The sequence below is a fragment of the Rothia sp. HMSC061C12 genome, from assembly GCF_001815755.1.
GTDB lineage: Bacteria > Actinomycetota > Actinomycetes > Actinomycetales > Micrococcaceae > Rothia > Rothia mucilaginosa.
In genome coordinates this window covers 1-19,636 of record NZ_KV821846.1, presented here as the reverse complement: position 1 = coordinate 19,636, position 19,636 = coordinate 1, and the positions used below count along the sequence as shown (strand labels likewise).

The window sequence follows — 19,636 nt, the reverse complement described above, 5'->3', positions numbered from 1 at the left end:
CCCCCGCCGATGCACACGCATCGGCGGGCGAACTATCATTAAGCGTGAAATACACGCGGAGGTCAGCTCACCACATGAGCCAAATCTCCCACACTACGTAAAGGGGAACACGTGCTGCCTCAACGGCACCGTATGCGCACCAGCGCAGAATTCTCCCACGCCTTCCGTTCCGGCATCCGTACAGGACGTCGGAACATCGTTGTATCTACGGCGAAAAATCCTGGAAAAACAACCCAGGTAGGTTTCATTGTGTCGAAGGCGGTGGGCAACGCAGTCACACGCAATCTGGTCAAGCGCCGGTTGCGTGAACTTGCCGCGCTCACCTGCGCCGCGCATCCGGAAGGATACGCCATTGCTGTGCGAGCGCTTCCCGCCTCCGCGAGCGCCAGCTGGGATCAGCTGCGCCGCGACTACGAATCGGCACTCGAGACCGCGTTCGCTAAGCTCGACCTGCCTCAGAGCAAGGAGAAGCCGTGAGCCGTTCCCAGCGTGACCGCTGTGAAGAACGCTTCCACGCGCATCACAGCGGTACCTATAGCGCATCTGCTGAGACTCTGGGCCCCGACGAGCTGCTGGCACTAGCACCTAACGAATTCGTGAGGCCTGAAACTTTCCTGCAGGCTCTCTACGTTCTACCGCAGAACCTGCTGATCGCGTGCATGAAGGCCTACCGCAAGGTCGTCTCCCCCCTCTACGGGGATGTGTGCCGCTACTACCCGACCTGCTCAGCCTACGCTCTGGAGGCGCTGACCACCCACGGTGCGATGGGCGGGCTTTCCCTGACGGTGCGCCGTATTCTGCGGTGTGTTCCCTGGGCGACCGGAGGTATCGACCCAGTTCCGGAGGGGAAGCGTACTTTCGTTCCCGGAGCAGAACCGAAAATTATTCTGCTCAACCACCCCCATCTTTACACCCCTCACACTGGTGGTGACGCCCGCCCTGAGTAGGCGGCGCCTCCCACACAATGACTTAGCCGAGTCCTTAAGGAGTATTCCCGCGTGAATATTTTTGATTTGATTCTTTGGCCGTTTAAATGGATCGTCTCCGTGGTCCTGTGGCTGTTCCACACTCTTTTCACCTCGCTGGGCATGGACCCGGCTTCCGGTCTGACTTGGGTTCTGTGCATTATCTTCCTGACCCTGGTGATGCGTACCCTGACCATTCCGCTGTTCGTCAAGCAGATTAAGGCTATGCGCGGTATGACCGCGATGCAGGGCGATATGGCGAAGCTGCAGGAGAAGTACAAGGGTAAGAAGGACCAGCTCTCCCGCCAGGCTATGGCTCAGGAGCAGATGGAAATGTACCGTAAGCACGGTACGAACCCCTTCGCCTCCTGCCTGCCGATTCTGGCGCAGATGCCGATCTTCTTCGGTCTGTACCAGGTGCTGATGAGCGTGCCCACCGCAGCGCAGAATAACCAGGGCGTGCTCATGCTGCCGGCTGAGCTAGTGCATCAGTTCAACGACTCCCAGATTTTCGGTGCTCAGCTCTTCGCGACCATGATGCACCCGGGGGCTGGCGACGCCACCGCGACCGTTGTTCAGGCGGTCATCATGATTGTTCTGATGAGCGCCACCCAGTTCTACATCCAGAAGCAGCTGAGCGTGAAGAACATGTCGGAGGCTGCTCTGAACTCTCCGATGTTCCGTCAGCAGCAGATGATTATGTACATCTTCCCGATCATCTTCGCTGTTTCCGGTATTAACTTCCCCCTTGGTGTGCTGTACTACTGGACCGTCTCGAACCTCTGGTCGCTGGGTCAGCAGTGGTGGGTTATCCGCAACAACCCGACCCCCGGTTCCCAGGCGGAGCGTGAGCTGAACGCCCGCCGTGCGGCGAAGGGCCTGCCCCCGGTGGGTAAGACCCGCGAGCAGCACGAGAAGGACCTGCAGGAGGCGCGTGAGCGTGCCGCAGCCGGTCAGCGCCAGCAGCCGGTGAGTAAGAAGCGCCAGAAGCAGCAGCGCAATAAGCAGAACGGAAAGAAGTAGTTTTCTTCCGTGATTCGGGCCGGGTTCTCGCCACGTGTGGCGCGGGCCCGGCGCCGTGTATGAGATACTTTTTACCCCTAGGACACCCCTCCGAACACCCCGAGGATTATTGTGACTGAAGCTATGGAATATGAGGACGAGCAGCTCGTTGAGGAGCAGCTGGTAGAGGAGCCCCTTGAGGGCGAAGAAGACGATTTTGAGGACATCGACGAGGAAGGCGATATCGCCGCTGACTACCTCGAAGAACTCCTCGATATTGTCGATATGGACGGCGACATTGATATTGAGGTGCGCAATAACCGCATCTACCTGTCGGTCGTCAATGACGATGATGACAATGAGGAACTGCGCCACCTGGTTGGTCGCCACGGCGAGGTGCTGGAGGCTCTGCAGGAGCTGGTGCGCCTCTCCGTCCTGGCTGGTAACGGCACCCGTTCCCGCCTGATTCTGGATATCGCTGGTTACCGCGCTGAGCGCCGTGAGCAGCTGGAGAAGATCGCTGCTGACGCGATTGAGAAGGTGCGCGCTACCGGTCGTGATGAGCACATGAAGCCGTTGAGCCCGTATGAGCGTAAGGTCGTGCACGATGTGGTGGCTGCCGCCGGCCTATACAGCGAGTCGGAGGGTGAGGGTCCGCGCCGTCACGTCGTGATTTCTCTTCCCGAGGTAGGAGCCTAGTATGGAGACTTCGATGGTTGCTCTCAATGAGAGCGAGCGTGCCGCAGCGGAGGCTGTGTTCGGTGAGCGTCTGCCTTTGGCGGAGCGCTACGTGCAGCACTTGGCGACGACCGGTATTGAGCGTGGCCTGATCGGTCCGCGTGAGGTTCCGCGCCTGTGGGCTCGCCACGTGCTGAACTGTGCCGTAGTACAGGAATACATTGCGCCGAACGCGTCGGTGGCTGATGTTGGTTCTGGCGCTGGCCTACCCGGCCTGTGCCTGGCGATTGCCCGCCCGGATTTGAAGCTGACTCTGATTGAGCCTCTGGAGCGCCGCGTGATTTGGCTGAATGAAGTTGTTGAGGATCTGGGCCTGGAGAACGTGACCGTGCTGCGCTCGCGTGCTGAGCAGGCTGTGGGTGCTGTTGAGGCTGATGTGGTGACTGCGCGTGCTGTGTCTGCTCTGGTGGGCCTGTTGGACATTACTCTGCCGATTCTGCGTGGCACCGGCGAGCTGCTGGCTCTGAAGGGTCGTAGTGCCGCGGAGGAGATTACTAAGGCGAAGAAGAAGCTGAACCGTTACGGTGCGCGTGAGACTGAGATTCTCACCGCCGGCGGTGACCTGCTGGAAGAGCCGACGACGGTGGTTCGAGTTCGCCTCTAAAAGTTTCGCCCCGAATGGGCGGTACCGCAATGAGCTAGTGAATAGGCTGGCTTACGCGGTACCGCCCATTTTTGTACGCTGGCTTGCCGGGCGCGCGGCAATTGCATCCGTAGAGTACATAGAATGACCTCTCGCGTGGAGTATTGACCTGATGCCGGGTACCCTTAAGGAAGGATTGAAACCTTAGACTCTTCTACATCAAAGCCTAATGGTTCAGTAAAGGGTACCGAGCCCTTCAGAACCATTCGGGCAGCACCAATGTTTCACGTGAAACATTGCAGACTTCATTACCTCGCGGAGTATGTTTCACGTGAAACATGCTGAGATGAGTGAATGGTGGGGGAGTGGAGGTTGAATCCTCCTCGCGCACAAATACCGCAGAGTATTGCCACACGCGAGGCATCAGACGAAGCATCACCGTAGACACACCACCCGGAATATGGAAGGCACCCGATGACTCCTCAAGCTCAGAAATCTGTTGCAGATTTGCTCCCCAAGCCTGTGCATACGCGTGTCTTCACCGTGTCGAACCAGAAGGGTGGCGTGGGTAAAACCAGCACCGCCGTGAACCTCGCAGCCGCGCTCGCGGAGGCTGGACTGAACGTCCTGGTGATCGATAATGACCCGCAGGGTAACGCCTCGACTGCACTGGGCATTGAGCACGGCGTGGATGTTCCCAGTGTCTACAACGTCCTGATTGAGGATAAGCCGCTTTCTGAAATTGTTCAGGAATGCCCCGATATGCCCGGTCTGTTCTGTGCCCCCGCCAATATCGACCTTGCGGGCGCGGAGATTGAACTGGTCTCCCTGGTGGCACGCGAGACTCGCCTCAAGAATGCCCTGATGGACTACACTGAGTGGCGAGAGAAGCAGGGAATGGAGCGGCTGGACTATGTCTTCATCGACTGCCCGCCGAGCCTCGGCCTACTGACCGTCAATGCCTTCGTTGCGGCAGAAGAGATTCTGATTCCGATCCAGTGCGAGTACTACGCTCTGGAAGGCCTGAGCCAGCTGCTGAAGAATATTCAGATGATTCAGAAGCACCTGAACTCCAAGCTGCGCATCAGCACGATCCTGCTGACCATGTACGATGCTCGTACCAACCTGGCATTCCAGGTGGCAGAGGAGGTGCGCGAGCACTTCCCGGAGGAGACTCTGAGCGTGAAGATTCCTCGCTCGGTTCGCATCTCTGAGGCTCCCAGCTATCAGCAGACCGTCATCACCTACGATTCTTCGTCGACTGGCGCTCGCGCTTACCGCGAGGCGGCACAGGAGCTCTCGCGCCGATCCGCATAATCTAAATCTTTTGAAATGAGCCCTTTTTGGATTGTCTATCGATGATTCAAAAGGGCTCATTGCGTGCGGTATTTTCTGGGTGAAACACGAGAAAACATCCTTAGAGAATTAATTATTGGGAATAATTTGGATTATGTGCTGTGCAGTTTTCACTCCTACTTTCGGGTGCTTATTTCGTTTACACTAGATGAAGAAGAAAAAATGAGCGGGCTCGTCCGGGAGTCCTAAGGAGTAACGATGGCTGAAAAGCGACGCGGCTTGGGTCGTGGCCTGGGGGCGCTGATCCCTCAGAGTACGAAGAATTCTGGTAATGCTGAGGCGAAGGCATCCGAAAAGACTGCTGCAGTAAAGACTGCACCCAAGAATGTGTCTACTCCGATTGAAGAGCCGATGACTGACGGTCTCTTCGAAATGGCTCACGAGGCTAAGCCGGAGAAGCAGCGTAAGAGCACTAAAGCTGAGTCTGTAGAGGCTAAGCCTGCTGAAGCTACACCCGCTCAGGAAAAGTCAGCTGAAGCTGAGAAGGTAGAGGAGAAGGTCGAATCTCCCGCCTCCTCGCAGGATGTTTCACGTGAAACATCGAAGAAGAAGCCTCGCGTGGATATGGGTGCGGCACTGCGCAACACCACCCTGACTCGCCGCCCGGTGGACTTCTTCTTTGGTGAAGATGTCTCCACCCCGCAGTCCGCTTCTGAGGAACAGAGCGGCCTGGTTCCGGTTCCCGGTGCCCAGTTTGCCGAGCTGAACGTTCGCGATATCCACCCGAACCGCAAGCAGCCCCGAACCGACTTTGATGAGCAGGACATGGAAGAGCTCATCCACTCGGTGCGTGAGATTGGTGTTCTGCAGCCGATCGTCGTGCGTCCCTCGCGCGAAAACGGCACCGAAAAGTATGAGCTGGTCATGGGTGAGCGCCGCTGGCGTGCAACCCAGGCGGCTGGACTGACCACCATCCCGGCGATTGTTCGTGAGACTGAAGACGGCGACCTGCTCCGTGACGCCCTGCTGGAGAACCTGCACCGCAGCCAGCTGAACCCCATTGAAGAGGCGGCGGCATACCAGCAGCTCATGGAGGAGTTCGACACTACTCAGGAGCAGTTGGCTAAGCGTATTGGTCGTTCTCGCCCCCAGATTTCGAATACGATTCGTCTGCTGAAGCTGCCGGCTCTGGTGCAGCGTCGCGTTGCGGCGGGTATTCTCTCCGCGGGGCACGCGCGCGCCCTGCTGGCTCTGACGGACCAGGCTCAGATTGAGACTCTTGCACAGAAGATTGTGAATGAGGGACTGTCGGTTCGCGCAACTGAGGAGCTGGTGAACCACGCATCCGGCGCTGCTGAGGTGAAGGAGCGCAAGGCTCCTCAGCCTCAGAAGCACCGTGAGCGCCTGGACTATATTGCGGAGGCTTTTGCTGACAAGCTCGATACTTCGGTGAAGATTTCGCTGGGTGCTCGCAAGGGTAAGATGACCATCGAATTTGCGAATGTTGAGGATCTGAACCGTATCATCCGTGTTTTGGATTCTGATTTCTCGGGCTAAATTTTCGCGTAAAACAATATTTAGCAACTGAAATCAGTTGTATATACAAAAAACCCTCGGTGATGTTTCACGTGAAACATCACCGAGGGTTTTTCTTTAGCTTCTCGAAAGATTAGCCCAGGTGCTCGGAGAACTCAGCCAGCAGAGCGGGCTTCGTCTTAGCACCTACGGTCTTCTTGACGACCTCGCCACCCTTGAAAAGGTAGATGGCGGGAATAGAGGTAATGCCGTACTTCATAGCGGTATCGCCATTCGCCTCAACATCCACCTTGACCACGTCGACCTGACCGGCGTACTCGCCAGCGATCTCGTCAATCACGGGGCCAACCATGCGGCAGGGGCCGCACCATTCAGCCCAGAAGTCCACGATAACGGGCTTGTCGTTCTTCAGAACCAGTTCGTCAAAAGTGGCATCAGTTGCCTGCTGTGCACTGCTCACGGAGTGCTCCTTTCTGACACGGGGCGGATTCCCCTGTGAATAATACGAATAGTTTTAGAGGTTTTCGAGGTAGTGCTGCGCGTCCAGAGCGGCAACAGCACCGGAACCGGCAGCAATAATTGCCTGGCGGTAGGTCGGGTCAATCACGTCACCGGCAGCGAAAACGCCGGGAACGGAAGTCTTCGAGGAACGACCCTGAACCGCGATGGTGTGGTGCTCGGTAATCTCCAGCTGGTCACGTACCAGTTCCACGCGAGGATCGGAGCCAATAGCGATGAACAGGCCCTGAACAGCCAGCTGGCGCTCAGAACCATCCTTGGTGTTGGTCAGGGTGATCGACTCGAGGTTGCTCTCGCCGTGAACGGCGGTGACAGCCGAATCCCAGACAACCTCAATCTTCGGGTTGTTGAACACGCGGGTCTGCATGATTTCCGAAGCGCGGAAAGAATCGCGGCGGTGCACCAGGTACACCTTGGATGCGAAGGTCGTCAGGAACAGTGCCTCCTCCAGTGCGGAGTCGCCGCCGCCGACCACTGCGATTTCCTTGTCCTTGAAGAAGAAGCCATCGCAGGTTGCGCACCAGGAGACGCCGTAACCGGAGAGTCGGTCTTCGCCCTCGATGTTGAGCTTACGGACCTGAGAACCGGTGGTCATGATGACGGTCTTCGCCAGGTGAACGGCGCCGTCTGCGGTGTAGACCTTCTTCACGTCGCCGGTGAGTTCGACCTTTTCTACGTCCTGGTAGCGGATGTCAGTGCCGAAACGCTCAGCCTGCTGGCCGATGTTCTCCATCAGCTCGGGGCCCTGGATGCCCTGAATGAAGCCGGGGAAGTTCTCCACCTCGGTGGTGTTCATGAGGGCGCCGCCGGGTGCCAGGGAGCTGGCGAAGAGGACGGGCTTCAGCTCGGCGCGTGCCGCGTAGATTGCTGCGGTGTAGCCGGCGGGGCCGGAGCCCACAATAATGACGTTGTGGACGGTTGCGTCAGCCTCGACCTCGGCTGCCGGTGCCGCTTCGGTGGCGGGTGCGGAGGCGAGGTTCAGATTGCCTAGGGCGGCGCCTCCGAAGAGGCCTCCCAGATTCTCAGTCATCAGATATATCTTTCCGTTGTAGGTCTTTCGTTCTGCCCCTATAACGGGGCTTTATCCTCGATTATTCCATTTTTTGGGGACCCTTATCCAGATACTCCGCGCACTGTGAATCTTTGAGTAGCTACCCTGCCATAAAGAGTCATAAATAGACATCAAAAAGGGCGGGGCTTCCGAACCGTTGAGTTCAGAAGCCCCGCCCTTGTGTCTGGGGTGTGAGCGCCCTGTCGGCGTCACGTTATGGGTTGATTAGTCCACCTTGATTTCGTTGATGCGCAGACCGTAATTCCACGTTCCAATCGGCAGGGAGAGGCGGGGCAGCTCGTTGACCACGATGATCACGTAGGCACCCTTTTCTGCGCTCTGCTTGGAGGTGTCCAGGGTGACGACTGCATCCTTGCCTTCGAAGGTGCCCTTGCCGACCTCAACCGCACCGTCCAGGGATGCAGAGCTGTTGGTGTAGACGGTGAAGGAGCCGCCGGTGCCGGTGTTCTGCTGAAGGGTCAGCTTGGAGACGACGGTGGGGGTCTGCAGCTTCAGCGCCAGGCCGAATTCCTTGATGGTGCCGGCGTAGTTGGCGGTGCCGAAGCCGTAGCTGATCCATGCGGTGTTGGCGTTACCGTCGGTCAGGTTCGGGATGAGGGTGTCCATGTCGTTCATGAACGTGGGGTTCGAGGGCGCGAAGCGAGCCACGGACGCGATCTTCGCCGGTGCGTTCGATGCCTTAGCGGTCGGTGATGCCGATGCGCTGGCGTTTGCCGCAGCCGATTCGGAGGCGGAGATAGAGGACTTGGGGGTGTGCGGTGCGGCTGCCTGGTTGGAGCCGATTGCACCCAGGGAGGTGAGGATACCGCCTGCGACGATGACGAGCAGCAGGACTGCTGCCAGGGCGACTGCCCAGGTGCCGCGGCTGCCGTCTTCTTCGTCTTCGTCATCTTCGTAGATGCTGGTGGGTTCGGAGTATGCGGTCACGGCCGCGCCGTCGGATGCGTTCCAGTTCTTGGCGGCGGTGATGCTCTCCTGGTTGGTGCTGGAAGCAGAGACCTTCTCGTAGGTGTTGGGGGAGCTGCTGCTTTCGGAGTCGCCGAAGATTTCGGTGCCCAGCGCGTCTTCTGCGTTGGAGAGTGCGTGGTTTTCGACCAGCAGGGTGTCCAGCAGGGTGTCGGGGCGGGTGTGGGAGGTGACGAGGTAGCGGCTACCTTCGGGGGTGATGCCCAGGTCGAGGATCTGGATGTTGCCGCGTGCGTTGGTTGCGAGCGCGCGGGAGTTTGCTTCCAGCAGTGCGCTGCGGCTGGGCGATGCGACGACGACCGAGACCTTACGGTTGAGAATCTGGTCGGTGCCTTCAAGCACCATGTCGGATTCTGCCGTAATGATGATGTGTGCGGTGATTTCGTAGCGGCCTCCGAGGACCGATCCGACCGGAATCTGTTGCGACAACGTGTTCTCCCGAGGTGGTTTCATAGTGCCTGCCGTGTGGCGGGCCCTGACTATTAGATTCTACCCGGCATTGAAGGATGCTGGGGCTGAGTGATAGTTTGTGGCGTCCGGGTGGCTACCTGTGTCCTCTGCGGGCCCCGGCGTGGGGTGCGATGGGGGCACGGGCAGTTACCCGGGTTGGGCGTTGTGTGCTGCTTTAGCGGCGGGCAAAACGCTCAAGTTTGGAGGTGAGGGGTGCCAGTAGTGCGTTGGCTTCCTTGACGCGGAAGATTTGTATACCGGCGAGGTATGCCAGGCCCATGACGGTGCCGCATACGGCGAGGGTGATGATTGCGGTGAGCTTGGAGGCCCAGGCGAATCCGTCGAGCTGGTAGCCGCCGAGCAGCCAGAGTGCGATGGCTGCGATGCTGCCGGCGAAGAGGGATGCGAGGGTGGTGCGGGCGTAGGTGCTGACGATGCCGCGCTGGCCGTAGTAGCCGAGGCGGCGGCGGACCATGTGGTGGCTGATGAACATGATTAGGATGTTGTGCACCGGGTAGATGAAGGCGAGCATGTACACGGTGTACTGTGCGTCGAGCAGGGATGCTGCGAAGCTCATGATGACCATGATGATGGCGGAGTACACCTGGATGCGGAAGGGGGTGCGTGCGTCTTCGCGGGCGTAGAGCACGCGGCTGTAGAGGTAGTTGATGGTGAGGGTGGGGGTGCCGAGCGCGGTGATGACGATGAGCTTGGCGATGATGGTTGCTGCGATGGGGTCGCCGCCGCTGAAGAGTACGGCGACGGGGCCTGCGAGTACCATGAGTGCGACCATGCAGAAGACGGTGGCTACGGCTGCGTTGCGCAGGCCGTGGGAGAGTGCGTAGATGACGCTGTCGCTGTCGTCGGCGATGGCGGAGGCGCTCATGCGGTTGAAGAGCACGGTGGCGATGGAGATGCCGATAACGCCGTGCGGGAGCATGTACAGCATGGAGGCGTAGTTGAGTGCCTGCAGGCCGGGGATTTGGATGCCGAGGGCGGCGTAGTGCTCGCGCTGGCCGACGATGCCTGCGGCGACCTTGGTCATGTAGAGGAACGCGAGGTTGGAGATGATGCCGGAGGCGAGGGTCCAGGCGGCGAGCTTGGAGGCTGCGCGCAGGCCGATGCCTCGCCATGCGAAGTCGGGCTTGAGGCGCAGGCCGAGCTTGCGTAGGGGGATGAACAGGACGAGTGCCTGCATGATGACGCCGAAGGTGGAGGAGCCAGCGAGCACGAGGGTCTGTGCGTTGGTCCAGTTGTCTACGGTGTGAATCGGGTTGGGGTTGGGGGTTTGTGCGCCGAAGAGGAAGATGAACAGGATCAGCGACAGGATGGTGATGACGTTGTTGAGTACGGGCGACCACATGTAGGCGCCGAATGCGTCTTTAGCGTTGAGGACCTGTCCGATGACGGTGTAGAGGCCGTAGAAGAAGATTTGGGGTAGGCACCAGAGGGAGAAGATGAAGCCGAGCTGTCGTTGTTCGGGGCTCCATCCTGAGCCCATGATGCTGATGATGGGCCAGGCGCAGGCGACGGTGATGAGGGTGATGAGGCCGATTGCGGTGACGGTGAGGGTGACGAGTTTGGAGATGTATCGTGCGCCGCCGTCTTGTGCTTTGGCTGCCTTGATGATTTGCGGCACGAGGACTGCGTTGAACACGCCGCCTGCTACGAGGACGTAGATGAGGTTGGGTAGGGTGTTGGCGGTTTCGAAGACGTCGCCGACGGTTGAGAGTGAGCCGATGGCTACGGTGAGCAGGATGGTCTTGACGAATCCGAGGATGCGCGAGACAAGGGTGCCTGCTGCCATGATTGCGCTTGAGCGGGCGTCGTTACGTGCCACGTATGTCTCTCCTGTGTGGGCGGGTGATTGCTTCTTTTAGTTTTTGGGGCTCTTACAGCGGGTGTTTAGAGCTGGGTGGTGATGTATTCGCGCGCACTGCGGGCTATGTGTTGTTCGTTGGCGAATGAGAGGCGGGTGGGGAGCTCTTCGAGGGGGACCCATGCGACGTCGATTGCTTCGTGGTCGGGGTCGTTGTCGATGCTGAGTTCGCCGCCGGTTGCTGCGAAGAGGTAGTGGTGCACGGTTTTGTGGATGCGCGTGCCGTTGGAGGTGAACCAGTAGGCGATGGTGCCGAGGGAGGCTACGGGGTAGCCGGTGATTCCGGTTTCTTCGCTGATTTCGCGTTGTGCGGCTTCGACGGTGGTTTCGCCGTGTTCGATGTGGCCTTTGGGTAGGCACCATTCGCGTTGTCCGTTGCGGTTGATGCGGGCGATGATGGCTACGGGTAGCTGTTCGGGTCGGTCGAAGTCGATGATGAGCCCGCCTGCGGAGACTTCTTCGGGGGCGGGTACCGCTCGCGCGGGCGCGGTGAAGCGCGTTTTGGGGGCGCGGGGTACGGGAATGCTCATGGTTCTACCTTAACCGATAGGCTGAGGTTTTGGTGCTTCGGTTTGGGGTGAGATAGCTGTCTTTGGTGGGGTGTTGTGGGTGTGGGGTGGGCGCGTGGGTGGTTTTTCTGGCACGATTAAAGGATTATGTCGCTGATTATTGATGTTGTGTCGAAGTACCCGGATGCCGCCGAGCTGGGAGAACTGTACCGTGCGGCGGGTTTTGAGCTGTACTTGGTGGGCGGTATTGTCCGCGACAATCTGCTGGATGATGGCGGCCATTTCACTGATTTTGATTTGACGACGGATGCTACTCCGGAGCAGAGCGAGCAGATTCTGCGTGGGTGGGGTGAGCATACGTGGGATATCGGCAAGGAGTACGGCACGATTAGTGCGCGTAAGAATGGCGTGGTGTATGAGGTGACCACGTACCGTGCTGAGGTGTATGTTTCGGATTCGCGTAAGCCGACGGTTGAGTTCGGCACGGATTTGAGCGCCGATTTGGTGCGTCGTGATTTCACGATTAATGCGATGGCGGCGGCTTTGCCGAGCGGTGAGGTTGTTGATCTGTTTGGTGGCGTTGAGGATTTGCGTGCGGGTGTTTTGCGTACTCCGCGCTCGCCGGAGGAGTCTTTTTCTGAGGATCCGCTGCGTATGATGCGTGCGGCTCGTTTTGCTGCGCGTTTTAATCTTGAGGTTGCCCCGGAGGTTTTCGAGGCGATGCGTGAGATGGCTGGCCGTATTGAGATTATTTCGGCTGAGCGTGTGCGTGATGAGCTGGTGAAGCTGATTGAGGCGGATTATCCGCGGGTGGGTTTGAACCTGCTGGTGGATACGGGGCTGGCGGATTATGTGTTGCCGGAGCTTCCTGCGTTGCGTATGGAGATGGATCCGGCGCATCACCATAAGGATGTGTATGCGCATTCGTTGAAGGTGATGGAGCAGGCGATGGAGAAGGAGACGGACGAGGACGGTCCGTGCCCGGCTCCTGATTTTATTCTGCGTTTTGCTGCGTTGATGCACGATATTGGTAAGCCGAAGACTCGTAAGTTTGAGAAGGACGGCTCCGTCTCGTTCCTGCACCATGAGGTGGTGGGCGCGAAGATGGTGAAGAAGCGTATGCGTGCGCTGCGTTTTGATAATGACACGATTAAGGCTGTGGCTCGTCTGGTGGAGCTGCATATGCGGTTCTATGGTTACCGTGAGTCGGGTTGGACTGATTCTGCGGTGCGCCGCTATGTGCGTGATGCGGGCGATCAGTTGGAGCGTCTGCATCGTGTGTCTCGTTCTGATGTGACGACTCGTAATCGTCGTCTGTCGCGCTCGCTGGCTGAGGCGTATGACGATTTGGAGCGTCGTATTGCTGAGTTGGCTGCTCAGGAGGAGCTGGATTCGATCCGTCCGGATCTGGATGGCGGTCAGATTATGCAGATTCTTGGTATTGCGCCGGGCCCGGTGGTGGGTGAGGCGTATAAGTTCTTGTTGAATTTGCGTCTGGATGAGGGTTCGCTTCCTGATGAGGAGGCGAAGGCTCGTCTTTTGCAGTGGTGGGAGCAGCGTCGCCAGGCGTAGCTTCTGCGGTTTTTCGGTGCCGCATCGCATGGTTGAGCTCACGCGGTGCGGTACTGTTCTATCTGCTTTTTCTCGTGTATTGTTAAGAAATCTATGCGTGTTCCCCACCCGGTGTGCTTCACGTGTAGAGCACAATGAATCTCCTGCTATGGAAATCCCATAGCCGTTTAGCCCAAAGGAGGGGTTTAATCATGCGTGCATATGAACTGATGGTTATCCTCAGCCCCGAGGTTGAGGACCGTGCGGTTGAGCCGTCGCTGTCCAAGTTCCTCGAGATCGTGACCAACGAGGGGGGTTCCATCGACAACGTCGATATCTGGGGCCGTCGTCGCCTGGCATACGAGATCCAGAAGAAGTCTGAGGGTATCTACGCAGTGGTGAACTTCACCTCTACCCCCGAGACCGCAGCTGAGCTCGATCGTGTTCTGAACCTGAACGAGTCCGTCATGCGTACCAAGATCATCCGCCCGGAGGATCAGAAGATCTCCAGCAAGTAGTTGTTTCTTGCCGGTCGGCTGACCCCCTAAAAATGTCAGGGGGTTGCGCTGTACTGGATTCAACATACTTGTAACTCTTATCGAGGAGGCATCAAATGGCAGGCGATACCGTTATTACCGTTATTGGTAATCTGACTGGCGATCCGGAGCTTCGTTACACCCCTGCGGGTGCGGCGGTTGCTAATTTCACGATCGCATCGACTCCGCGTACTTTTAACCGCCAGACGAACCAGTGGGAGGATGGGGAGACCCTGTTCCTGCGTGCGTCGGTGTGGCGTGGTTACGCTGAGAATGTTGCAGAGACCCTGAAGAAGGGTACTCAGGTTATCGCGCAGGGCCGTCTGAAGTCTCGCTCGTACGAGACCAAGGAAGGCGAGCGTCGTACTTCGTTTGAGCTTGAGGTCGAGGAGATTGGCCCGACTCTGCGTTTTGCTACTGCTCAGGTGACTCGCGCACAGCGTTCTGCCGGAGGTAATAACTTCGGTGGCGGTGCGCAGGGTGGCTTTGGCGGTGGCGCCGGGTACAACGCTGCTGCTCAGGGCGGTTTCTCCGCTCCTCAGCAGAACAATTTTGCTGCTGCTCAGGGTAATGGTTACTCTGGCCAGTCTGGCTACTCCGCTCCGGCTGCTCCGGCGGCCCCTGCAGCTCCTGCTGCTGATCCGTGGAGTTCTCAGTCTGGTGGTAACTATGACTGGGGTAGCGGCGCCGACGACGAACCTCCGTTCTAAGCCGGTTTCGTTTTCCGAATAGTAATTTATCAATCCATCCCGCGGTTATCCGCCGCGGGCTCCCAACTCTAAGGAGCACCACGATGGCTAAGGCTGAAATCCGTAAGCCCAAACCCAAGCAGAACCCCCTCAAGGCTGCTGACGTCACCGTTATCGACTACAAGGACGTCGCACTTCTGCGCAAGTTCATCTCCGACCGCGGCAAGATCCGCGCTCGCCGCGTGACTGGCGTGACCGTTCAGGAGCAGCGCAAGATCGCTCAGGCTATTAAGAACGCCCGCGAAGTTGCACTGCTGCCCTACTCCGGCGCTGGCCGCTAAAGAGAAGGAGAGACAGTAACATGGCTAAGATCATTCTGACTCAGGAAGTTTCCGGCCTCGGTGCAGCTGGCGATGTTGTCACCGTTAAGGACGGTTACGCACGTAACTACCTGCTGCCCCGCGGCTTCGCCGTGACCTGGACCCAGGGTGGCGAGAAGCAGGTTGAGTCCATCCGCGCCGCTCGTGCGGCTCGCGCCAAGGCTTCTCTGGAAGAGGCTCAGGCAATTGCTGCGTCCCTGGCTGCTAAGCCGGTTGTCGTTGCACACAAGGCTGGCGCTGACGGCCGCCTGTTCGGTACCGTCAAGGCTGAGGCTATTGCTGAGGCTATTGAGGCTGCTGGCATTGGCTCCGTTGACAAGCGCACCATCCACCTGGGTTCCGCTATCAAGCGCACCGGTGAGTACAAGGTGACTGTCCGCCTGCACGCTGACGTTGTTGCTAACGTTGTCCTGGACGTCGTTGCTGCTGCGTAAGTAGATTTTTAGATATTTGACGCTGAGGCTTTGAAGCTTCGGTGTTGAGTATCGGACGGGGTGTCCCTCTTCGTGAGGGGCACCCCGTTTGTTGTACCCGTCGCTGTGTCGTGGTTGCGCTCGTTCCGGTGCATGTTTCACGTGAAACATTGCTTTTGGGAGGTTGAGAATCGGTGCTTGAGGTAGCGGTTGCTACGAGACAGTCCGGTTGACCCCGTAGACTGGTAGACATGGCTCGATCTTTTTCACGTTTGTCCTCTAGTGCTCAGCTGCTGCTCACGGGTGTGGTGCTGGAGTGCGTCAATTTACTGCTGTGCGTTCTAGCGGTTATCCCCTTTGCGGACGCTAATGTCGCTACTGCTCTTCTGCTTCTTTTGCTGGTGGTTGGCGGTCTTGCTTCCAGCATTGCCCTGGTGTGTGCGCTGGTGGGTCTGGTGAAGTTCCGCCAGTATCGCGTGGCTAATATTTGCCTGGCGGTTATCTCTGTAGTCGCTAATCCGCTGGTGCTGCTGGGTCTGTATATGGCGGCTTATTAGCCCGGTTTGAAGCTCGCAAACTGCACAATATCAAAGCTCTCAGCGTTCTACTGGTCTTCTCCCAGCTTGTTTCCAGCGAAATTCAATCCTCCCATAAGGTTGGGGGTGTTTACTATAAGTGTTGGTTCGAGAGGACTGCGATGTGAATGTGTGTGTTTCGTGTAGCGGGGTCGCCCGCTAGCGAAAGAAGGATGGCAAGGCAAAAGCGCCTTGCCTTTCTTCTTTTAATGCGGCATATAGTTTCCGCGTGAAATCCGGGGTGCTGCGCCTCGATTCTGAGGAAAAATCTATTCCCAGGTTTCTTACAGCTTTAACCTACAGGGAATAAAGGTTTACGCGTAATACTTTATATAGATGGTTCGAGAGGGCCATCAGAAAGTTGGACTTTCCTTGCGGAAGTGGCTCTGATTTTCGTATGTATGTGTGTGTGATGAGACTGGGGTTGGATCGAGAGATCCAGCTCCAGTTTCTGTTTAACCCCTGAATTTTGCGGTATCGGCAACTGGAGGTGACGACGACGTTATGCATGCCGTAACCATGGTGCACTGTAATAAAGGGCAACCATACTTCTACGTAACGTCATATTTCCTTTCCTGTGGGTGGCGGGTCTAGAATTAGGGAAGATAAATTTTGCATATTAAATACAAGTATTGAGGAGTTGTCTCCCGTGTCTAAGACCCCTTCCGTTCCCGGTACCGACCGCCCCACTGAAAAGGCTGCAGGCCACTGGTTGCTCGCCCAGCTGGGCAAAAAGGTTTTGCGCCCCGGCGGCCGCGAGACCACAACTGGCTGCTGGCTCGTGCCCTGGGTGGCGACATTGACGTCGTGGAGTTTGCGCCGGGCCTGGGTATTACCGCCCTGGAGATTGTGAAGCGTTCCCCCAAGAGCTACACCGGTGTGGATCTTGACCCGAAGGCTGCTGAAATCGTGACCGAGCGTATTGGCGCATCGACTAAGCCGAACTACCGTGTGGTGAACGCTAGCGCTCAGGAGACCGGTCTGCCCTCGGAAAGCTACGACGCTGTGGTGGGCGAGGCGATGCTGACCATGCAGACCGATAAGCACAAGCTGGAGATTATGCGTGAGGCGGCTCGTCTGCTACGTCCGGGCGGCTACTACGCTATTCACGAGATGTCGCTGGTTCCCGATTATCTGCGCCCCGAGCTGAAGGAAGAGATTCAGAAGGATTTGGCGCGCACTATCCGTGTGAACGCCCGCCCGCTGACTGTCGCCGAGTGGACTGCTCTGGCGGAAGAGGCTGGCTTTGAGGTGCTGGATGTGTACCAGACCGATATGGCGCTGCTGGAGCCGAAGCGTCTGCTGGCTGATGAGGGTGCCGCTGGCGTTGCGAAGATTGCGTTCAATCTGGCGCGTAAGCCGCAGATTCGTGAGCGTGTGCTGGGTATGCGCGGTGTGTTCCGCCGCCACGCGGACCACATTGGCGCTATCGGTCTGATTCTGCGTAAGAAGTAAGACAGAGTCACACCGCAAAGCTTATACAGCGAAACGGAGCCCCAGTATTCCCCCGTATAACGAGGAATACTGGGGCTCCGTTTTCAAGCGCTAGCCCGCTAGCCCTAGCAGATTCGCTAGCGCATCTATACCATCTGCCACAGCATGCACCCATCCCGCTGTAACTGCCTCCCTACCGGCGGTGGCCTCCACTCTCGCCAGGTATAGCAGCACACGGTACCTGAGTGCTGCACCGACTACGGCACTGAGCACTAGTACCAGCACTACTGCTGGATACTGCATCAGTATCAGATACTCACCCATCATCTGCTGGACACTGACCTCCCAGTGACGCACCACCCGCACACCCGCATACATGTAGGACACCTCATCAGCGAGCCTGTAGTAGTACAGCACTGCTGATACTCGCAGGTACTTAAGCACCGCGGCATGTGCTACAGACAGCGACCTACTGTATGTGTGTAGTAGTAGCACTGCCACCAGATGAGAGAGGACATGCAGTACAAGGAGAGGAAGGATTTTAAACATGGTCGGAATTCTGCTTTCATGACTAGTGCCCTCGACTCTGATATCGAGGGATCTACTAGGCACATAGCAGTGGCCTGAAAATTTTTTTTGTGGGGCAGTCACGTCTGCTCAGCGATGAGGACATGCGCGCTAGAGCGCGGCAGCTGGGTGAGGCAATGCGCACTATGGATGGCGCGGCGCTCGCCGTTGAGAAGATTGAGGATTATCTGCGCGCTCCCCGTTAGGCGTGTATGTGTTTCGCGTGTGCCTTCGTGAGAAACTAGCATAGGAGTTCTGCAGAAATTGTTTCTGGAATGTCGTAGATATCGGATTGAAACGCGAGGATAAGCATGTCTGAAACTGCCATTGATTATGGTTCCCGCACTATGCCCCATGATGATGTGGCTGAGCAGTCGGTGCTCGGTGGCATGCTGCTGTCGAAGGACGCTATTGCGGATGTGGTTGAGAGCCTGCGTGCGTCTGATTTCTATAAGCCGGCGCACGAGACGATTTATGAGGCGATTCTTTCTCTTTACGGTCACGGTAGCCCTGCGGATGCGATTACGGTTGCTGATGAGCTGAAGAAGCGCGGCGAGCTGACTCGTGTGGGTGGCGCGGCCTATATTCATACGCTGATTGCGTCGGTTCCGACTGCTGCTAACGCTCAGTATTACGCTGAGATTGTTAAGGAGCACGCGATTATGCGCCGCCTGATTGAGGCGGGTACGAAGATTGCTCAGCTGGGTTACGCCAATGAGACTGAGGTTGATACTTTGGTCGATCAGGCGCAGGCTGAGATTTATGCGGTGACTGATGGTAACGCGAAGGAAGACTATGTGTCTTTCTCTGAGGCGTTGGAGGAGACCATCAATGAGATTGATGCGAACTCGAACCGCCCCGATGGCGTGTACGGTGTGCCGACTGACTTTATCGAGTTTGATGAGCTGACCGGTGGTCTGCACGGTGGCCAGATGATTGTTATTGCGGCTCGTCCGGGTGTGGGTAAGTCGACTTTGGCTCTTGATATTGCTCGTTCTGCGTCTATTCATCATCAGATGACGACTGTGTTTTTCTCGCTGGAGATGAGTCGTACTGAGTTGGCGATGCGTATTCTCTCTGCGGAGGGCAAGATTTCGATGGGTCGTCTGAAGAAGGGCGACCTGGATACTGAGGGTTGGACGAACTTGGCGACTCTGCAGGGTCGTATTGATTCTGCGCCTCTCTTTATTGATGATTCGCCGAATATGACTCTGATGGAGATTCGCGCGAAGTGCCGTCGCCTCAAGCAGCGTAATGATTTGAAGCTTGTGGTGCTGGACTACCTGCAGCTGATGAGTTCGGGTAAGAAGGTTGAGTCGCGTCAGCAGGAGGTTTCGGAGTTTTCTCGTAGCCTGAAGCTGTTGGCTAAGGAGCTGGATGTTCCGGTGATTGCGCTGTCTCAGCTGAACCGTGGTTCGGAGCAGCGTACTGATAAGCGTCCGATGGTTTCGGATCTGCGTGAGTCGGGTTCTATTGAGCAGGATGCGGATATGGTGATTCTGCTGCATCGTGAGGATATGTATAACCCGGATAGTGAACGCGTGGGTGAGGCGGACATGATTATTGCTAAGCACCGTGGTGGTCCGACTCGTACTATCCCGTTGGCGTTTAGCGGTAAGTATTCGCGCTTCAACAATATGGCGAATGAGGCGCCTCCCCAGTACTAATCAGCTCAGCACTCTGTAGCTGCACCCCTCTTCTTCTATTCATTACAGGATGGAAGGGGAGGGGCTTTTTCGCATCTATAGGTATGGGTACCCAAATGCAGAGTTAGGAATCGTGCAGGGTTAGGAATCAAGCGCAGGGTATGGGAATAGGGGCTGCGGAGGGGGTTCTAGAGGGCATTCTGTGAGGGTTTGAGTGGTTTCTTCTGCGTTTATAAGGTTTTTTGGAAGTTTTTTAAAGATTTTTTAGCACCCATAAAACGCACTGACTAGGTAGTTTGGTGTTTGTGAGGGTGTTTGAGACCCTTTCAA

At 57.2% G+C, this 19,636-nt stretch carries 22 protein-coding genes; 16 read left to right on the top strand and 6 right to left on the bottom strand.

The annotated features are described in order from the left end of the window. The first annotated feature begins 111 nt into the window (after positions 1 to 111). From rnpA to HMPREF3055_RS03020, 7 genes are all read left to right on the top strand, one after another. The gene (gene rnpA / locus HMPREF3055_RS03050) at positions 112 to 477 is read left to right on the top strand and encodes a ribonuclease P protein component (protein WP_049338559.1); all 366 of its coding nucleotides are present in this window, start codon (positions 112 to 114) and stop codon (positions 475 to 477) included. Next, the gene (gene yidD / locus HMPREF3055_RS03045; protein ID WP_049341942.1) at positions 474 to 947 is read left to right on the top strand and encodes a membrane protein insertion efficiency factor YidD; all 474 of its coding nucleotides are present in this window, start codon (positions 474 to 476) and stop codon (positions 945 to 947) included. Before rnpA ends, yidD begins: the two co-directional genes overlap by 4 nt. Before the next feature lie 51 nt (positions 948 to 998). Beyond that, positions 999 to 1,988, top strand: a complete 990-nt coding sequence (gene yidC, locus HMPREF3055_RS03040) for a membrane protein insertase YidC (protein ID WP_012904383.1) — start codon at positions 999 to 1,001, stop codon at positions 1,986 to 1,988. Positions 1,989 to 2,099: 111 nt separating this feature from the next. Next, the gene (locus tag HMPREF3055_RS03035; RefSeq protein ID WP_049341941.1) at positions 2,100 to 2,666 is read left to right on the top strand and encodes a Jag family protein; all 567 of its coding nucleotides are present in this window, start codon (positions 2,100 to 2,102) and stop codon (positions 2,664 to 2,666) included. Position 2,667: 1 nt separating this feature from the next. Next, positions 2,668 to 3,309 (top strand): 16S rRNA (guanine(527)-N(7))-methyltransferase RsmG, encoded by a 642-nt coding sequence (rsmG, locus tag HMPREF3055_RS03030; protein ID WP_012904381.1) that lies wholly within the window; start codon positions 2,668 to 2,670, stop codon positions 3,307 to 3,309. A 453-nt stretch (positions 3,310 to 3,762) separates the two neighbouring features. Then, entirely contained in the window at positions 3,763 to 4,605 is an 843-nt protein-coding gene (locus tag HMPREF3055_RS03025; RefSeq protein ID WP_049349949.1) for a ParA family protein, read from the top strand. Positions 4,606 to 4,842: 237 nt separating this feature from the next. Beyond that, positions 4,843 to 6,141 carry a ParB/RepB/Spo0J family partition protein gene (locus HMPREF3055_RS03020; RefSeq protein ID WP_070737876.1) on the top strand — a complete coding sequence of 433 codons (1,299 nt, stop codon included), beginning with the start codon at positions 4,843 to 4,845 and terminating at the stop codon, positions 6,139 to 6,141. Positions 6,142 to 6,253: 112 nt separating this feature from the next. On the opposite strand, the gene trxA is transcribed toward HMPREF3055_RS03020, so the two are convergent. The 5 genes from trxA to HMPREF3055_RS02995 form a co-directional block, all read right to left on the bottom strand. Continuing rightward, positions 6,254 to 6,580: a thioredoxin gene (trxA, locus tag HMPREF3055_RS03015; RefSeq protein WP_005504074.1), complete on the bottom strand. Its 327-nt coding sequence runs from the start codon at positions 6,578 to 6,580 to the stop codon at positions 6,254 to 6,256. Positions 6,581 to 6,634: 54 nt separating this feature from the next. Beyond that, positions 6,635 to 7,669 (bottom strand): thioredoxin-disulfide reductase, encoded by a 1,035-nt coding sequence (trxB, locus tag HMPREF3055_RS03010; RefSeq protein ID WP_070687847.1) that lies wholly within the window; start codon positions 7,667 to 7,669, stop codon positions 6,635 to 6,637. A 246-nt stretch (positions 7,670 to 7,915) separates the two neighbouring features. Next, positions 7,916 to 9,106, bottom strand: coding sequence for a serine/threonine protein kinase (locus HMPREF3055_RS03005; RefSeq protein ID WP_246823636.1), 1,191 nt, complete (start codon positions 9,104 to 9,106; stop codon positions 7,916 to 7,918). Between the two features lie 196 nt (positions 9,107 to 9,302). After that, positions 9,303 to 10,967, bottom strand: a complete 1,665-nt coding sequence (murJ, locus tag HMPREF3055_RS03000) for a murein biosynthesis integral membrane protein MurJ (protein ID WP_070737873.1) — start codon at positions 10,965 to 10,967, stop codon at positions 9,303 to 9,305. A gap of 65 nt (positions 10,968 to 11,032) precedes the next feature. After that, entirely contained in the window at positions 11,033 to 11,536 is a 504-nt protein-coding gene (locus HMPREF3055_RS02995) for an NUDIX hydrolase (RefSeq protein ID WP_005504058.1), read from the bottom strand. A 126-nt stretch (positions 11,537 to 11,662) separates the two neighbouring features. Here HMPREF3055_RS02995 and HMPREF3055_RS02990 point away from each other — a divergent pair, with 126 nt between their 5' ends. From HMPREF3055_RS02990 to HMPREF3055_RS02960, 7 genes are all read left to right on the top strand, one after another. Continuing rightward, entirely contained in the window at positions 11,663 to 13,087 is a 1,425-nt protein-coding gene (locus HMPREF3055_RS02990) for a CCA tRNA nucleotidyltransferase (RefSeq protein WP_070737870.1), read from the top strand. A 191-nt stretch (positions 13,088 to 13,278) separates the two neighbouring features. Further along, the gene (gene rpsF / locus HMPREF3055_RS02985) at positions 13,279 to 13,584 is read left to right on the top strand and encodes a 30S ribosomal protein S6 (RefSeq protein ID WP_070687853.1); all 306 of its coding nucleotides are present in this window, start codon (positions 13,279 to 13,281) and stop codon (positions 13,582 to 13,584) included. 95 nt (positions 13,585 to 13,679) lie between these two features. Beyond that, entirely contained in the window at positions 13,680 to 14,312 is a 633-nt protein-coding gene (locus tag HMPREF3055_RS02980) for a single-stranded DNA-binding protein (protein WP_005504055.1), read from the top strand. 83 nt (positions 14,313 to 14,395) lie between these two features. Next, a complete protein-coding gene (gene rpsR, locus HMPREF3055_RS02975; RefSeq protein ID WP_004005948.1) occupies positions 14,396 to 14,632 on the top strand; it encodes a 30S ribosomal protein S18 in 237 nt (78 codons plus the stop codon). A gap of 20 nt (positions 14,633 to 14,652) precedes the next feature. Then, positions 14,653 to 15,105 carry a 50S ribosomal protein L9 gene (rplI, locus tag HMPREF3055_RS02970; RefSeq protein ID WP_005504050.1) on the top strand — a complete coding sequence of 151 codons (453 nt, stop codon included), beginning with the start codon at positions 14,653 to 14,655 and terminating at the stop codon, positions 15,103 to 15,105. Positions 15,106 to 15,335: 230 nt separating this feature from the next. Beyond that, on the top strand, positions 15,336 to 15,641 hold the full coding sequence (locus HMPREF3055_RS02965) for a hypothetical protein (protein WP_070737867.1): 306 nt from the start codon (positions 15,336 to 15,338) through the stop codon (positions 15,639 to 15,641). A gap of 825 nt (positions 15,642 to 16,466) precedes the next feature. After that, positions 16,467 to 17,114: a class I SAM-dependent methyltransferase gene (locus tag HMPREF3055_RS02960; protein ID WP_246826882.1), complete on the top strand. Its 648-nt coding sequence runs from the start codon at positions 16,467 to 16,469 to the stop codon at positions 17,112 to 17,114. Between the two features lie 90 nt (positions 17,115 to 17,204). Here HMPREF3055_RS02960 and HMPREF3055_RS02955 read toward each other — a convergent pair whose 3' ends face one another. Then, positions 17,205 to 17,642: a hypothetical protein gene (locus tag HMPREF3055_RS02955; RefSeq protein ID WP_070737864.1), complete on the bottom strand. Its 438-nt coding sequence runs from the start codon at positions 17,640 to 17,642 to the stop codon at positions 17,205 to 17,207. 89 nt (positions 17,643 to 17,731) lie between these two features. Between HMPREF3055_RS02955 and HMPREF3055_RS09480 the strand changes: the two genes are divergently transcribed. Together HMPREF3055_RS09480 and dnaB are read left to right on the top strand one after the other, a co-directional pair. Beyond that, positions 17,732 to 17,866, top strand: coding sequence for a hypothetical protein (locus tag HMPREF3055_RS09480; RefSeq protein WP_256387799.1), 135 nt, complete (start codon positions 17,732 to 17,734; stop codon positions 17,864 to 17,866). A 105-nt stretch (positions 17,867 to 17,971) separates the two neighbouring features. Next, a complete protein-coding gene (gene dnaB / locus HMPREF3055_RS02950) occupies positions 17,972 to 19,327 on the top strand; it encodes a replicative DNA helicase (protein WP_049326737.1) in 1,356 nt (451 codons plus the stop codon). The last annotated feature ends 309 nt before the right edge of the window (positions 19,328 to 19,636 follow it).